At 62.0% G+C, this 13,447-nt stretch carries 18 protein-coding genes; 3 read left to right on the top strand and 15 right to left on the bottom strand.

The genetic code is table 11. The features are described from left to right. Positions 1–7 precede the first annotated feature (7 nt). From DSHI_RS18465 to DSHI_RS18405, 14 genes are read right to left on the bottom strand one after another with little or no spacing between them, the layout of a single operon-like run. Positions 8–418, bottom strand: coding sequence for a hypothetical protein (locus DSHI_RS18465; protein WP_012187153.1), 411 nt, complete (start codon positions 416–418; stop codon positions 8–10). Beyond that, the gene (locus DSHI_RS18460) at positions 415–609 is read right to left on the bottom strand and encodes a DUF4177 domain-containing protein (RefSeq protein ID WP_012187154.1); all 195 of its coding nucleotides are present in this window, start codon (positions 607–609) and stop codon (positions 415–417) included. The genes DSHI_RS18465 and DSHI_RS18460 overlap by 4 nt, the downstream gene beginning before the upstream one ends. Next, entirely contained in the window at positions 606–1,592 is a 987-nt protein-coding gene (locus DSHI_RS18455) for an ATPase, T2SS/T4P/T4SS family (RefSeq protein WP_012187155.1), read from the bottom strand. The genes DSHI_RS18460 and DSHI_RS18455 overlap by 4 nt, the downstream gene beginning before the upstream one ends. A gap of 4 nt (positions 1,593–1,596) precedes the next feature. Further along, positions 1,597–2,976, bottom strand: a complete 1,380-nt coding sequence (locus DSHI_RS18450; protein WP_012187156.1) for a TraB/TrbI/VirB10 family type IV secretion system protein — start codon at positions 2,974–2,976, stop codon at positions 1,597–1,599. After that, complete coding sequence (locus DSHI_RS18445; protein ID WP_012187157.1) at positions 2,973–3,668, bottom strand: TrbG/VirB9 family P-type conjugative transfer protein; 696 nt, start codon at positions 3,666–3,668, stop codon at positions 2,973–2,975. The genes DSHI_RS18450 and DSHI_RS18445 overlap by 4 nt, the downstream gene beginning before the upstream one ends. Before the next feature lies 1 nt (position 3,669). After that, the gene (locus DSHI_RS18440; protein ID WP_012187158.1) at positions 3,670–4,326 is read right to left on the bottom strand and encodes a VirB8 family type IV secretion system protein; all 657 of its coding nucleotides are present in this window, start codon (positions 4,324–4,326) and stop codon (positions 3,670–3,672) included. A 14-nt stretch (positions 4,327–4,340) separates the two neighbouring features. Continuing rightward, a complete protein-coding gene (locus tag DSHI_RS18435; RefSeq protein WP_012187159.1) occupies positions 4,341–5,150 on the bottom strand; it encodes a type IV secretion system protein in 810 nt (269 codons plus the stop codon). Then, positions 5,150–6,238 carry a lytic transglycosylase domain-containing protein gene (locus tag DSHI_RS18430; protein WP_044029367.1) on the bottom strand — a complete coding sequence of 363 codons (1,089 nt, stop codon included), beginning with the start codon at positions 6,236–6,238 and terminating at the stop codon, positions 5,150–5,152. The genes DSHI_RS18435 and DSHI_RS18430 overlap by 1 nt, the downstream gene beginning before the upstream one ends. A 55-nt stretch (positions 6,239–6,293) precedes the next feature. Beyond that, the gene (locus DSHI_RS22645; protein WP_012187161.1) at positions 6,294–6,461 is read right to left on the bottom strand and encodes a hypothetical protein; all 168 of its coding nucleotides are present in this window, start codon (positions 6,459–6,461) and stop codon (positions 6,294–6,296) included. After that, positions 6,458–8,833 carry a VirB4 family type IV secretion/conjugal transfer ATPase gene (locus DSHI_RS18425; RefSeq protein WP_012187162.1) on the bottom strand — a complete coding sequence of 792 codons (2,376 nt, stop codon included), beginning with the start codon at positions 8,831–8,833 and terminating at the stop codon, positions 6,458–6,460. The genes DSHI_RS22645 and DSHI_RS18425 overlap by 4 nt, the downstream gene beginning before the upstream one ends. After that, positions 8,823–9,101 carry a VirB3 family type IV secretion system protein gene (locus tag DSHI_RS18420; protein WP_008327373.1) on the bottom strand — a complete coding sequence of 93 codons (279 nt, stop codon included), beginning with the start codon at positions 9,099–9,101 and terminating at the stop codon, positions 8,823–8,825. The genes DSHI_RS18425 and DSHI_RS18420 overlap by 11 nt, the downstream gene beginning before the upstream one ends. Next, positions 9,094–9,387 carry a TrbC/VirB2 family protein gene (locus DSHI_RS18415; protein ID WP_012187163.1) on the bottom strand — a complete coding sequence of 98 codons (294 nt, stop codon included), beginning with the start codon at positions 9,385–9,387 and terminating at the stop codon, positions 9,094–9,096. Before DSHI_RS18415 ends, DSHI_RS18420 begins: the two co-directional genes overlap by 8 nt. After that, the gene (locus DSHI_RS18410; RefSeq protein ID WP_012187164.1) at positions 9,384–10,004 is read right to left on the bottom strand and encodes a lytic transglycosylase domain-containing protein; all 621 of its coding nucleotides are present in this window, start codon (positions 10,002–10,004) and stop codon (positions 9,384–9,386) included. Before DSHI_RS18410 ends, DSHI_RS18415 begins: the two co-directional genes overlap by 4 nt. Positions 10,005–10,047: 43 nt before the next feature. Then, positions 10,048–10,401: a hypothetical protein gene (locus DSHI_RS18405; RefSeq protein WP_012187165.1), complete on the bottom strand. Its 354-nt coding sequence runs from the start codon at positions 10,399–10,401 to the stop codon at positions 10,048–10,050. A 201-nt stretch (positions 10,402–10,602) separates the two neighbouring features. Here DSHI_RS18405 and DSHI_RS22840 point away from each other — a divergent pair, with 201 nt between their 5' ends. The 3 genes from DSHI_RS22840 to DSHI_RS18390 all read left to right on the top strand — a co-directional run bounded on the left by DSHI_RS22840 (position 10,603) and on the right by DSHI_RS18390 (position 11,642). Then, positions 10,603–10,863: a hypothetical protein gene (locus DSHI_RS22840; protein ID WP_044029425.1), complete on the top strand. Its 261-nt coding sequence runs from the start codon at positions 10,603–10,605 to the stop codon at positions 10,861–10,863. 124 nt (positions 10,864–10,987) lie between these two features. Then, on the top strand, positions 10,988–11,245 hold the full coding sequence (locus tag DSHI_RS18395) for a helix-turn-helix domain-containing protein (RefSeq protein ID WP_012187167.1): 258 nt from the start codon (positions 10,988–10,990) through the stop codon (positions 11,243–11,245). A 169-nt stretch (positions 11,246–11,414) separates the two neighbouring features. After that, positions 11,415–11,642, top strand: coding sequence for a hypothetical protein (locus tag DSHI_RS18390; protein ID WP_012187168.1), 228 nt, complete (start codon positions 11,415–11,417; stop codon positions 11,640–11,642). Positions 11,643–11,791: 149 nt separating this feature from the next. Here the strand turns inward: DSHI_RS18390 and DSHI_RS18385 are convergent, their stop codons facing one another. Then, positions 11,792–13,435, bottom strand: a complete 1,644-nt coding sequence (locus DSHI_RS18385; RefSeq protein WP_012187169.1) for a N,N-dimethylformamidase beta subunit family domain-containing protein — start codon at positions 13,433–13,435, stop codon at positions 11,792–11,794. Positions 13,436–13,447: the final 12 nt, after the last annotated feature.

Here is a 13,447-nt window from a genome sequence, read left to right as displayed (position 1 = left end):
GGCTGCCTTACCAATTGCCAGCGGCGTCGCAGATTGCCTGGGCGGCAGGGCGGGCGGCGTTGGCGCGGCGGTTGTATGCGTCCGAGAATTGCAGCATTTCCCACCGTTCGTCGCTCGCGTATCTTTCCCGAAACGTGGCCTCTGCTGCGTCCCAGGACGGGAACCGGGTCGCGCAGTCGCAGTTGCCGATCTCAACGACCCGCTCGAGATTCTGGGCGCGATAGATGTCCTGAACCAGAACCCGCTGATAGGCTTGGCGGAGCGGGATCTCCTGCATCCAGACGGGCTCGGCGGGCCGGTCTGGACAGACGTCAAAGCTGCGATCGAGGGTTGGCACTAGGTTGCGCTCGGCAACGGCGAAGGTAGGCGTCAGGCTTAGGGCCAGCGCGGCCAAGGCGAGGTGCTGCGCCTGCCTCATGCCGTGGCTCCAGCGGGTGTGGTTTCGCGCTTCAGGAAAACGGTGTGCCCGATATTGGCGAATTCCGAAGTGCTGATCGACACCACCTCCCACCCGTCTGCGCCCTTCTCGTTCAGGCTGGCCTGCATGTCGGAGAGGCTGGTCTTGCGGGTCATGGGAAAGGACAGGATATTGTATTCAAAGGTCTTCATGGGGAAATTCCAATCTCAGTTGCGCCGGGGAGGTAGAATTCGGTGATGCCGCGTTTTCCGTCATGGCGACCGGCCTGGATGATCACATCGATGGAATTCTCGATGTACTGGATCATGTCGGCATAGGTCATCGGGATTTCGGTCTTGAGTGCCGCGATCGCGAGCCGCTGCACGGCGAGTTGCGGGGTTTCGGCATGCAGTGTGGTCATGGACCCGCCATGGCCGGTGTTGATGGCTTCGAGGAAGGTCATGGCCTCCTTGCCGCGCACCTCGCCCAGGATGATCCGGTCGGGGCGCATGCGCAGCGTGGCGGTGAGAAGCACATCGGCGGACTGGAATTCTGTGTCGCGATTGGCGATGAGGGTCACGGCATTTGGCTGGGTCGGCAGAAGCTCGGCCGCTTCCTCTATGGTGACAATGCGTTCTTCGGCCGGTACGTGAGAGAGGATCTTGCGCGCGGCTACGGTTTTGCCGGTGGAGGTGCCGCCCGAGACAATCATGTTGAGTTTGTTCTCGACGCAGAAGGCAAGCGCATCATCGATCAATCCGGCAGCCACCACGGCGCGCAAGGCGCGCTTTTTTTCGACGCGCAGGTCTTCGAGCTTGCGCTCTTTGCCATAGAGAAAGTCGAGCGCAATGCCCTCGAGCGGCAGGCTCGAGAAGAACCGCAAGCTGATCGACATGGCCGAGAGCACGGCGGGCGGGGTGATGACCTGTGCCCGGATCGGGCGACCCTTATAGGTGATCGAAACCGAGACGATGGGACGGTCCTTGCTCATGGTGGTATTTGCCGAGGAGGCGATCTGGTTGCCGAGGTCTCGGACCTGAACGCCCGTCAGCCTCTGGTCCAGCGCGCGCATGAAGTGATCACCCTGGAATTCTCCCCAGCAGGTCCCGTCGGGGTTGATGCAGATCTCGATGACATCGTCGCGGGCGGCGGCGTCGATCCGGTCGAGCGAGGTTTCGAGATAGCTCAGCGACATGGGCTCAGAATATCTCCAGATCGCGGTCGACCATGACGGTGACGCGCGCGCCCTGGTCGACATAGATGACGGGGCCGATGGAGAGGTAATCGCCTATGACGCTGTCGGTCGCATCTGCCAGATCATCGCCAACGTCTTCGAGAGCGTCGGCGGCAGTCTCATCCTGGACCTCGGAGGCGGCGGCACCAGGTGCTGCCGAAATAAGCGAGATCAGGGCGGCCGACCCGAAACGCTCGGCGAAGCGTGTGTCTATGAGGCCGGTGACGCCAGAACGGCCCAGTTCATCACCTCCGAAGGAGCTGATCTGGACGGTCTGGCCCGCGGGCAGGATGATCCGGTCCCAGGCGATCGTGACGCGGCGCTGCGCGATATCGACGCCAGCGCGGTAACGCCCAATGAGACGCGATCCGCGCGGGATCAGGAGGCGCACGCCATCGACGCTGTAGACATCTTCGGACACCACGGCACGGGTCTGGCCGGGCAGGGAGCTGTCAAGGGCAGTTTCCATGACGGCTTGGATCATGGTGCCCTGGATGATGGTGTTGGAAGGATTGGCGATCACCTCGGCCTGCGTCACCGTCGAGGGCAGCGCCCCGTTCAGCACGAAATCCGTCACCTCGCCAAAAGTGCGTTCGGTCAGAGCCGTTTCATTCGCTCCGGAGGCACCGCCAAACGCGATGGTGGGCGAGGTGATGCGCCGCTCCTGGAAGGCGCGTTCCTCCGCGGCGCGGCGCTCCAGCTCGGCCATGCGCCGGGCTTCTTCCTCGCGGCGCAGTCGCTCTTGCTCGCGCGCGCGCAGCTCATCTTCCGTGGGGCCCGTTGGCGCGGGTTGGGGTCGGCTGGCCTCGAGTTGGGCCAATTCCAGATCCATGCGGAGTTGCTCAAGGCTGCGATCCCGCGCCGTCAGTTCGTCCTGAAATCGTTGCTGTGCTGCTTCCGAGGCGGCTTGTAGCGCCGCAATCTGAGCGGTCAGCGCGTCGATCGCCTCTGCGGCGGCGGTGTCTTCCTCGACGACCGCCTCGGGGGCGTTGCGCAATTCTTCGATCTGGGCCTGCAGGGCGGTGATCTGCGCCAGAAGCTCGACATTGGGCTCGACCGGATCGGGTGCGACGAACACCACTTCGGGCTCGGGCGGGGGCAAGGTCTCGATGGCGCCAAAGCCGTCCCCCTCGTTTTGGAAGACGTCCGGGGTGGCCGTCGGCAAGGCTTCCTCTTCGTCGGGCTGTGAGAGGAGATAAAGCAGGGCACCACCCGCGCCGATGACGAGGATCACGATCAGCGCGAGAAGGGGCGACCGGCGCTGCGCCGCTATGGGGGCCCGGGCACTGCCTTTCTCCAGGGCGGCGAGGCGCTTTTCCAGCTCGGTATTCTCGGTATCGCTCATGAGGCGGCCTCCGCGGGCGGGATCGCCTCGATGCAGACCACCTCTTCGCCCAGTCGCAGGACCCATTGGCGGTTCACGCCGCTGACGCGGATCACGCCGTCTTCAGGAGTTTGCGTGTTGACCGTGCGCTCGCGGCCGCCCGCGTAGCGGAAGATCGCGGGCACAGGCGCGTTTCTTGGAAACGCGAAATACGTGAACGTCCCGTCATCCCAGATGCGGGTTGGCGTGAACTCGGTCCGCGCGCTGGCACCGTAGTTGTAGTTCGGCGCTTGGGCGGCGATGGCTCGAGTCGGGCGCCCAGCGTCATCAGGATAGCGGAACTGAACCACATAGAAGGTCGGGCTGCGAACCTCCTCGACGTTGAAATAGTAGCTTCGCCTGTTCGTGTAGACCGTCACATTGGTATGGACACCGCGCGCGACGGGCTTGATCGCGAAGGCCTGGCCGCCCGGCACGCCATCGATCTCGAAGCCCTCGGTGTCGCCCGCGATGATCGAGCGGATGCTTTCGCCCTCGCCGAACTCGATGGTGGTCACATGGGTGAGCGAGACGCTGAGACGGTAGACCTGACCCTCCTGGTAGGTGGCCAAGCGCACCCGGCTGTCGTTGGGACCACCGCGCGGGATCGCTTCGGCAAAGGCAAGGCCGGGCAGCAAAACAAATATGGCAGCAACAAAGAACTTATTGATCAAACTAATTCTCCAATCTGTCGGAGCGGATGGAATATTCGAGCACGGTGAACCCAAACGGGTTGGTCCAGACCTCGTCGATGGACCGGCGGGTCTCCGGGCGGAACTCGAAGAGAAGCGTCGCAGTGAAGAGCCCGGTCTGGGTGCCGTTAATGGACGTCAGGCGCTTGCGCAGGCGGACCGTCGCGCGGTTGGTTCCGATCCGGTTGATGCTGAGGATTTCCACGTCGAGCCGGGCATTGGGGCCATAAACCGTCGGCGGGTAATTCTCGTTGGCGCTGTTCCAGATCTGGCGCAGCCCGCTCTCGGCAGCTCCGTCCGAGCGGCGCAGGACGCTGCGGATGCGCAGATCGTTGTCGAGCTGGTTATAGACCTCCCGGTCGGTCACATAGCGGAACACCTCTGCCTCGATGATCGCCTGGTTGGCGGTGACGGATGTGGCCCCAACGGACGCCTCGGGCAGGGCAAAACCAGTGGCGGGATCATAGGGGACGACCACAGGTGGCGGATCGACATCGAGGATCGAGACAGCCGCGGCACTCAGACAGCCGATGATACCGAAGACAAGGCCCATCAGGCCAAGGCGTTGCCAGAGCCGTTCGCGGCGCAGGGCACCGTAGACCAGTTCTTCCTCGATGATTTCTTGTTCACTCGCCACCATTCATGCCCCCACGATCAGTCTGCCCGTAGGTCCGGCAAGGTGAAATCCATGAAGCGCTGCTCCTCGGCGATGGTGGCGGCATCGATCACGCCGCCGGTGCCGTCACCCACGGTTTGCACGGCTTCGAGTTGCCACATGGCGACCAGCGCAATGGCCAGTTCCGCCGTCACGCGCGTGTTGAGATCGATGCTTTCCTTGAGTTCGTCCATGTCGTCGATGAGCCCGACGAGGCGGTCTACCCGCTCGAGCGATTGGCCTGCGTCTTCATAGCTGTTCTGGGCGGCGGCTGAGACGAGCGCGCCGGTTGTTGCCTGCGTTGCCACGCGGTTGGCTCCGGGATTTCCGCTGGTGGCCATTTCCGAGAGGGTGTCATCGTCAAATCCGAGATCGGCCAGGACCCGGTCCATCTGGGTTTCGATCTCGCCCGCGCCGGAGCCAGAGAGGCCAGAGAAGTCGCCGGTCTTGATGGCTTCAATGGTGGCGAGGATGTCTCCGAACTCCTGATCAAGCAGGCCGTTCAGCTCGTCCTCCATCTCGGTGCGGATGATTTCCGGCAGTTCAGCAAGGCGGGTCAGGGCTTCGTAGGTTCTTTGCAGCTCCGCGAGTTGGTCCGTGAGTGTGGCAAGCTGTTCGCGGAGCTGCGTCAGCTGCTCGTTCTGCAGGATCTCGTCTTCGATCATCTGCCGGAGCTGCTGGATGTTTTGCGCGATGTTCTGGGTATCGACGACCGGCACGCCTTGCGCTGCGGCAGGGGAGAGGGTGCCGAGATGCAGGCAAGCCCCAAGCGTTGTGGCCAAGGCCGTTCTCACGAGCAAATCTCTCATCAGTCTATCTCCCTGATCGTGAATTCCATGAATGCGCCCTCGGCCATGCGGGCGCTGGCCTGTGCCAATTCCTCGGCCGAAAGCACGCGGGTCCGTGCCGCTTGAAGACGAATACGCGCGGCGACGAGACGCACGAGTTCGGCGCGGGCATAGGTGTTGAGCGCGACGCTTTCCTGCATGTCTTCCGTCTCAGAAATCCGCTCGACGATATCCGCAATGCGCAGGGCGGCCTGCCTGATCGCAGCGGGGGAGTTGCTGCCATAGAAGGCCGCGCCATGCCCGGTGATCGAGAGGTTGGCATTGGCCAGAAGCGCCGGATCGATCGTTCCGAGCGCTTCGATCCCGCCGATGCGGCTCAGATAGAGATTGTAGCGCTCGGGGATGACCTGGACGTAGTGCTGGGTTTCGCGGAAAGGTGGGACCCCGCCATATTCAAAGACCCGGCCGGGGCCGGCATTATAGGCCGCGAGGGCGTTGATGATGTTGCCATCGAAGGTGTTGAGCTGGGTGGCGAGATAGCGCGCGCCGCCATGCACCTGCAGGTAGGGGCTGTCATAGTAATCCGGGTTGATGCCGAGATCGCTGGCCGTCCCAGGCATGATCTGGGTGAGGCCAAAGGCGCCGACCGGCGAGCGCGCGCCGATGGTAAACCGGCTTTCCTGCCAGATGAGCGCCTGTAGGAGTGCGCGCCATTGAACCGGGGAGAGGCCCGCGCGGCCAACGCCGGCAAAGCCGCTGGTTTCCTGGGCGACGCGGATGATGAGTTGCTCGATGTTCTCAGACGCATCCCCGAACATCTGCGCACCGCCGCGATTGGGATCGATCTCGCCCGTGCCATAGACGGCTTCCACGGCGCGGTCGGGATCGCCGCTGCCACTTTCCAGCCCGGAGACCATGGCCGGCAGGCCCTGACCGCCGAAGCTGCTCTGGGCATCGAGGATGCGCTGCAGGGTGGCCAATTGCTCCCGTTCGATTTCGGCGATGAGTTCTCGCACCGAGAGCTTGTCCGCTTGAATGGCGAGGTCGGCCTCTCGATCGCCGGTCTCGACGATATCGCGCGCGGTCAACCCGCTGTCATTGGTCGGCACACCTTGGGAAAAGGCGGCGCCAGGCAGCAGGCAAAGGGCCAGGATATGACGCAGCCTACACTTCAACGTCACCCTCCAGCGCGCCAAGGGGCGAGAAGTTGCAATCCGGCGCGACAGGGGCTGTCGAAGCCAGGAAGGTGAAGCAATTGGCCCGCGGTTCCTGGTACTGCGCGCAGGAGGCCAAGGCGCCGAGCGCGGCGAGAAGCAACAAAATGCGGATCATGAAAGCCTCCAGAAGTCCGGGCGGTCGCGGTAATCAGCGCCGACGAGCGCCTCGCCTTTCTCCATGCCGCCCATGATGGTGAGATTGGGCCCGAGGGCGCTCAGATCGGCATCGACGACGATCGAGCCCTGGTCATCGCGGATGAGCGCGAGGCGGCTGTCGCTGCCGGTGTTGAGAAGGACGTCGAGCTCCTTCTCCGTTAGGTTCAGCATGGCGTAGTCCGCAGGCTGCGCGCGGATATTGGGCAGCAGGATCTGCGTCGGCACCGCCTCGATGATGGTCTTGCCGGTCCGGGTGCGCTCGAGCTGGCTCGCGTATTGCGTCATCATCACGGCAACCGTGTTCTGCTTGCGCGCGGTCACCAGCCAGTTCGACAGCCGCTCGGCGAAATACGCGTTATCGAGGGCCTTCCATGCCTCGTCGATCACGATGATGGTGGGGCGGCGATCCTCGATCTCGCGTTCGACCCGGCGGAAAAGATAGGACAGGACCGCCATCCGTTCCTTGTCGGCCTCGCTGTCGAGAATGCCGGTCAGATCGAAGCCCACGACATCGCCCTTGAGCGAGAACGTGTCCTCGAGGCTCTGCCCGAAGATCCAGCCGTAGCGGCCGTCTTCGGTCCACTCGAGCAGGCGCTGGTGCAGATCGCCGCCATCATCGGTGGACACAAAAAGCGATGCGAAATCCTGCCAGTTCCGCAGGGCCGGACTGGAGGCCTGCGCGTTTTGGCGCACCACTTCCTGGATGCGGTTGGTCTGCGCAGGGGTCAGCGGCTTGTCGGCGCGGTAGAGCAGCGTGGCAAGCCAGTCCGAGAGCCAAGCGGTGCCGCGCGCATCGGTCTCTGTCCAGAGCGGATTGAGACCCGTGGGCTGGCCGGCGTTCAGGGACGCGTAGCGCCCGCCATTGGCGCGGACCGCCATCTCCATACCGAGACGGTAGTCGAAGACGAAGACCCGCGCCCCTGCGCGACGGGCTTGGGTCATCAGAAAGGCCGACAGCACTGATTTGCCCGACCCGGGCCGTCCCATGATCAGGGTATGCCCGCTGGTCGGTTCGCTGGAAGGGCTGCCCTGCTCGTGATAAGAAAACCGGTAGGCGCTCTGCTCCGGCGTGGGCAAATAGGTGACGACCCGGCCCCAGGGGGTAAGTGCTGCAGGTTTGCCGAGCTGTGTCCGGTGGAAGGCCGCAAAATCCGCGAAGTTGCGGTTGGTGACGGCGCTGGCGCGGACGCGCTTTGGCTGGTTGCCGGGGTGCTGGCTGAGGTAATGCGCCTTGGCCGCGACCCGCTCGCCAATCATCTTCACGCCTTCGGTCGCGGCGGCGTTCACGATCTCGGCGCTGAGGGTTTGCAGTTCTTCGAGCGTGTCGCAAAAGAGCGTCACGACCATGTGATGCTCGCCGAAGCTTTGGCGCTTGGCCTCGAGATCATCGGCGGCGATGTCCAGGGCTTCCAGGAGCGAGAGGGCTGCGTCCTGGCTGGCCTGCATCTGGCGCTTTTGCCGCTTGATGCGGCCCGCCATGAGGTTCGAATTGATCGGCGTGAAGGAGTGCGTCACGATCATGTCGACCGGCAGGTTCAGCATGTCGAACATGGTGCAGGAGGTGCCTTCCGAGTATTCTCCGATGGTGAAGCTCTTGCCGTAGCGGTGGCCCACGACGCCCTCGGAAAGCTCGAAATGGTCGCCGTAAAACGTCACGCGGGTATTGGCGACGTTGAAGGACAGAAAGCCGTAGGTGTTGGCCGGGTAGAGCGGCAGCTCGGTGCCCGTGTTGAGCGCGCCCAAAAATCCCACCAACTCTCCCGATCCGGCTGACAGCAGGCGCGGCTTGAGCTCGGTGAGGCCAGAGAGGAAGACGTTCACGGCCTCACCGAGGCGCTGCTGGCGTTTGCGGGTCTCTTCCTTCAGCCGGTCCGGCGCGCTGCGGCCGAGATGCGGCAGGAGGCTTTTCGGGGGCGGGCGGTGAATGACGGTGAGCGTCAGCGTCTTGTCGCGCAGCCCGCTGGTCTCGAGTTTCGCGCGCCAACGCCGGTCAACCTCGCCCGCGAAGCTGTCCTCACCAATTGGGTCCAGATCCGGTTTGATCGCCTTGGAGACCTTGTGGACGTAATAGCTGAATTCCGGCCCAAGCTGCGCGACGATGCGGGCAAAAAGCGCCGTCACCTTGTCGAGATAGGCATCGTCCATCGTGTAGCTGTTGATCCCCTCGAGCCGGATGCAGCGGAAGAGTTCGTTCACCCGTGTCCGCACGGTCTGGTCGTCGACGAGGCTCACATAGGGCAGCATATGCGCAAGCCGGGTCTCGCGCGCGTACCAGTCCGGCGTCATTGTGCGGGGGTCGAGCGCAGCATCACGTGTGTCATCACGGGGCATAGCTGTCCCCGCCATGGATGCTGCGGTTTCGCGTGGGTGGCGTCTCCTGCAGCGCTGTCATCATCACGTCGATGAAACGCGGGTCCCAATCCGCGGCCTTCCACAGCACCGGATAGAGCAGGGCGGCGACACCCAGCACCGCGATGTGCTGGACCCAGACGAACAAGAGCACCGAACCGAAGAGCCAGACCATCGCATACATGATCGGCAGGCCCAGAAGCTTGGGCGGACGCACGAGGCCGAGAAAAAGAGGCGAGCGCTCAGCCACCGGCAAAGACCGCGGCAACGATGGTGGGGGCGGCCGCGACACCGGCGATGCCCACGAGGACCCAAAGCGCTTGGCGCAGGTCGATGATGTTGAAGAACCAGCTCAAGAAAACGCCGAGGACCGCGAGTGTGGCGATGACCACACCAAGGGGTCCGGTCAGCGCATCGACAATGCCCTGTAACAAGCTCTGGATCGGGGAGAGATCGATGCTCTGTGCAAGGGCGGGCTCGGCAATGAACAGGAATAGCGCCAGCGAGGCGACAAAGAGGTTTGAAATCTGTCTCATGAATTTGATCCTTCCAATCGGGCCACAACGGCCATGACGCGGGCCACGTGGTTCTGGGTTTCTCGGTAAGGGGGAATGCCACCGTGTTGGCGCACGGCTTCCGGCCCAGCGTTGTAGGCGGCAAGCGCCAGATGCGGATCGCCGAAGCTTTCCAGCATCATCGCAAGGTAGCGAGCGGAACCGTCGAGGTTCTGTTGTGGATCGCGCGGGTCGACGCCGAGGTCGCGCGCGGTGTCGGGCATAAGCTGACCAAGGCCAATGGCGCCCGCACGGGAGACCGCATCCTGCCGATATGCGCTCTCCACTTCGATATTGGCGCGGTAGAGGCTCAGCCAGTCCGTGACGGAAAGCTCCGCGCGCCTTAGGCCGGGGTGGCTGGCATAGCGCAGGGCCGTGGTCTCTATGGCGTTTAGGACATCGGGGTGGGGCAGGGGTGCCGGCCCGACACGGGCTGCAAAGCGCATCGCTTCACGCTCTGGCACAGTTTCATCGCTGCCGAAAATCGCAAGTTCATCGGCTGCCGATCCCTGGCCGATGCCGTCATGGTAATTGCGGGCAAAGCTGTCCTGGGAGCGAGAAGGGGTCAGAGAGCCATCGCTCTCCATGACCAGTACCATCTGCGCATTTGCGGAACCCGTCAGGAACCAGAAAAGGAGAAGGCTACTTGCTGCCGCCCTTGTCGGTTGCAGCCAGCTTGTGCGTTGTCCGCTGGCCCTCCTCGAGCGGGACATCGGCATGGGAGAAGCCAATCCCAATGAGGAAGGAGACCACGCCCGTGATGGTTTTGAATTCGCGGATCTTGATGTCGTTATAGGTCGTCCGGGTGCGGGCCGTGACCAGCAGCTTCTCCACCCCCTCGTCAGAGACGACGCGCATGATCCAGACCCCGTAATAACTCGGGCCCTTCTTGTGTGCCGACTCCTGGCACAAGATTTCAGCGCTATAGCCACTTTCCACGAGTTCGCGGAAACGTGCTTCCGTAACCACATTTGGTGCTTCGATGTCCCAGTTCATGGCCCGGCTCACGCTTTCTCCAATGGCGCGACCCTAGGCATTCCCACTTGAAGCCCAGAGTTACGATAGTATATTATCAACCGCAAGATGTAATATCGCGGTTTAGCTGTAGTTTGGTCACGCAGACACTAGGCACGTCCAGCGTCCGCGAGCAAGGAGATAACCGGTTTGAAAAACCTCAGGTTGAGAAGGCTGCACATACTGCAGGCTTTACCTATTCTTCTGGTTGTCCCTGGCACGGGTTCCGCAGAATCCTGTCACGCACCCTCCCGTCCATTTGTGCCCAGTGATTCTCAGTTAGTGCGCGATTACAGAGACGTTATCCGGCAAGATTTTGAAGACTACATCAGCGACATTCAGAGCTACTTCCGCTGTCTAGATGAAGAGCGTACCCGTGCCTTTGAGGAAGCGCGCGCAGTCAGTGAAGACTACGACCGGTTTCTGCAGCTGGTAGGGGATTGATGGTTCATTCGGTCTGCTTCAGACTTGCACCCTATGGAAACTGGACGCCGATAACATCCTCAAATATCTACTTTTTAGATAACAGATTTCATCCGCTAGCGACGTCACAAAAGGTATGTGACGCGTGGCAAAGACAATCAGAAGCACGGGACAGGTGGCACTCTGCCAGGCGTTGGTCGACGCGCGCAAAAGCGCAGGCTTGGGCCAGGACGACTTGGCGGACAGGCTCAAGTGCCATCAATCTCTCGTGGCGCGCCTCGAAAGCGGCGAACGCCGGATCGACGTCGTCGAACTGGTCGTTCTGGCGCGCGCCATCGGCTTTGACCCGTTCGATGTTTTGGCGGTCGTCGAAGCCGCCACGGAGCCCGACCACAGGATTTGAAGCCAATGAATTGTTGAGAACACGGGAACCCATTTTCCCGGTCTGATGATCATTCCCTCATCGAGGACCAGTTAGCCAAAATCAACGAAGTCCGGCGCGCGGTCGTAGTGAACGCTCTGCAACCCCACGCCGCAATTCGCAGCGCCACAGTGCAGGAAGTCAGTAAACAGTGAACGAAGATAAGGGTGAGGGCGTCGCGATCGCCAATCTGATTGGGACCGATGGGTGCAGCGTTGTTGGTTGGGTGTATCGCTGGAGTACAAGTGAGCTTGCGGTGATGTGGGACGTCTGCGGGCCCAAGCCGGTATCGGAAATCCGGCCGGATCTGACTAAGGAACAGAAGCAGGAAATCGACTTCGACGGTTTGAAGCGGATCAGAAGCGGCGACAGCAAATAGGCTTCTCAGGTAGCCGCCAGTCTATACTGATGGACAGGGTCAGCCGGCATACCAGACATTGGGGCAGCACGCAGCGAATGCGGACTCTGAGCCCATTTTGACCGATGCTGCGGTTTGAACAGAGGTCCGCTTCAATCAAGACGCAGCATCTACCGTGAGCGCCCCTTCGATTTAGCAAACCTGTTCAAGACGTTGCGCGTGATCTGTTCGACTTGGTCGTCCCGCCGAATCAGACCCGCAACCCATTCACAGGTCGCGGCGGTGAAAATCTCGCCCTTGCCACGCAGCCACGAGATGATCATTCCGTTGCCGCGTTTGCAGGCGTCCAAGGTTTCGTGTGTGACCTCTCCGAAAAGCACCTGCGCTTTGAACGCCGCGTCCGCTGACCCGATATAGAGCGTTTCGCCCCAGACCCCTTGATCAGCCTCGATATTGGTGGCGAGCCCCATGGCGAGAATCTCGATTTCCGGGACGGCACCGTCCAAGCATGTGGGAAACGGCAACCCATCTTCGAAACGATAGTCCAGACCGTCGACCTCGTAGCCGAAAATCCGCGAGCGCGCGCCCAGCACGTCGCCATAACCAAGCCCGGCACCCTGAAAGGCCCAATGGTCGTCGCGATAGACCGTAAAGCCGCCAGCGCCACCACCAACACAGTTGCCAAGGCCGGCATAGACGCCACGCAGGGCGTTGACACCGAAGGTCAACGCGCCGGGGCGGTCCACAGGCGCGACCTCGAAGGCCCCCGAGACAAGGTGCTCCTGTTCCGTCCCCATCAAAGGGTCCTGATCCGCGATGTATTTGTAGCAAATCTGTGTTCGGCCTTCGTCTTCGATCCGAGTCTGCCACAGGAAGTTCCCGGCAAACCGCGCGACATGTCCCCCAGCGTCAACATAGGCATCGACAGCATCGCGCATGTCTGCGCTCCAGTATTCATCATGACCCACGAAGACGGCACAGGCATAGCGGTTCAAAAGATCCGGGTCGCGGTGCAAGTCATGCTGGGAAATCACGTCAAATCCATAGCCCTCAGCCTCCGCCCATCGCGCGAAATGACGTTCGTAACTCGCCCAGCCCGCCGAGGCGTATTTCTTGGAATAGCCATAGGCATAGGCCCACTCCATAAAAGGATAGCGCACCATCTCGCCGGGTCTGGTCGGCTGTTCACGCAGCGCGCGAGGCGCGCCCTTGGGCAGTCTGCAAAACCCCCGTGTCCATGGCCGCTGTGTAGATACGATGGGTGAAAAGGCATCGCCATTTGGCCCTGTGATGCCCTCGTAGTGATTGGAGCCGCCCCAGCAGTTATATGCCAGCCAGGTACCCGTCGCACAGACCAGCACATAGGTCGGTGGCGTGGCATCGGGCGCGCTTCTGATCAGGATGATATGGTGTTCTTCCACCATGTCATCGTCTTGCCGGACGCGAAACGTGACCAGATAACCGCCGGGCGCCCAATCATTGGGGATCGTGATTGCATAGGCTTCGGGCCAGCCGCACCCTTTGACCGAGCAATCCCGGGGCGTCGGATGGTGCTCCCCCAGCAGGCCGCTCTTGGTCAGCAACGGCACGTATTCAAGCCCGTCGCGGCCGATCTCAAACTCCCATTCGGCTGCGGTGGTTGACACATGCAGCGCGACACGATCCCCGGGGGCATAGCTCATCTCAGGGGTATAGCCCCAGATTTCCAGCACCCTGTCGTCGCGGGACGGTCCGATGTAATAGTTGTCAAGGATGTGACGCGCTTTGGCGCGGGTGCGGGGCGTGGTCGCCGGTCGGGGCTGATCCTGTGTCATATCGGGTTCTCT

Source organism: Dinoroseobacter shibae DFL 12 = DSM 16493 (assembly GCF_000018145.1).
GTDB lineage: Bacteria > Pseudomonadota > Alphaproteobacteria > Rhodobacterales > Rhodobacteraceae > Dinoroseobacter > Dinoroseobacter shibae.
Note: the sequence above shows the minus strand (reverse complement) of the source record. Positions and strands in the feature narration are given on the sequence as shown.

What these genes read in the sequence shown, in the direction of transcription:
- DSHI_RS18465 (WP_012187153.1), bottom strand. Translation starts at nt 418, where the DNA reads ATGAGGCAGGCGCAGCACCTCGCCTTGGCCGCGCTGGCCCTAAGCCTG.
- DSHI_RS18460 (WP_012187154.1), bottom strand. Translation starts at nt 609, where the DNA reads ATGAAGACCTTTGAATACAATATCCTGTCCTTTCCCATGACCCGCAAG.
- DSHI_RS18455 (WP_012187155.1), bottom strand. Translation starts at nt 1,592, where the DNA reads ATGTCGCTGAGCTATCTCGAAACCTCGCTCGACCGGATCGACGCCGCC.
- DSHI_RS18450 (WP_012187156.1), bottom strand. Translation starts at nt 2,976, where the DNA reads ATGAGCGATACCGAGAATACCGAGCTGGAAAAGCGCCTCGCCGCCCTG.
- DSHI_RS18440 (WP_012187158.1), bottom strand. Translation starts at nt 4,326, where the DNA reads ATGGTGGCGAGTGAACAAGAAATCATCGAGGAAGAACTGGTCTACGGT.
- DSHI_RS18435 (WP_012187159.1), bottom strand. Translation starts at nt 5,150, where the DNA reads ATGAGAGATTTGCTCGTGAGAACGGCCTTGGCCACAACGCTTGGGGCT.
- DSHI_RS22645 (WP_012187161.1), bottom strand. Translation starts at nt 6,461, where the DNA reads ATGATCCGCATTTTGTTGCTTCTCGCCGCGCTCGGCGCCTTGGCCTCC.
- DSHI_RS18425 (WP_012187162.1), bottom strand. Translation starts at nt 8,833, where the DNA reads ATGCCCCGTGATGACACACGTGATGCTGCGCTCGACCCCCGCACAATG.
- DSHI_RS18415 (WP_012187163.1), bottom strand. Translation starts at nt 9,387, where the DNA reads ATGAGACAGATTTCAAACCTCTTTGTCGCCTCGCTGGCGCTATTCCTG.
- DSHI_RS18410 (WP_012187164.1), bottom strand. Translation starts at nt 10,004, where the DNA reads ATGGTACTGGTCATGGAGAGCGATGGCTCTCTGACCCCTTCTCGCTCC.
- DSHI_RS18405 (WP_012187165.1), bottom strand. Translation starts at nt 10,401, where the DNA reads ATGAACTGGGACATCGAAGCACCAAATGTGGTTACGGAAGCACGTTTC.
- DSHI_RS18385 (WP_012187169.1), bottom strand. Translation starts at nt 13,435, where the DNA reads ATGACACAGGATCAGCCCCGACCGGCGACCACGCCCCGCACCCGCGCC.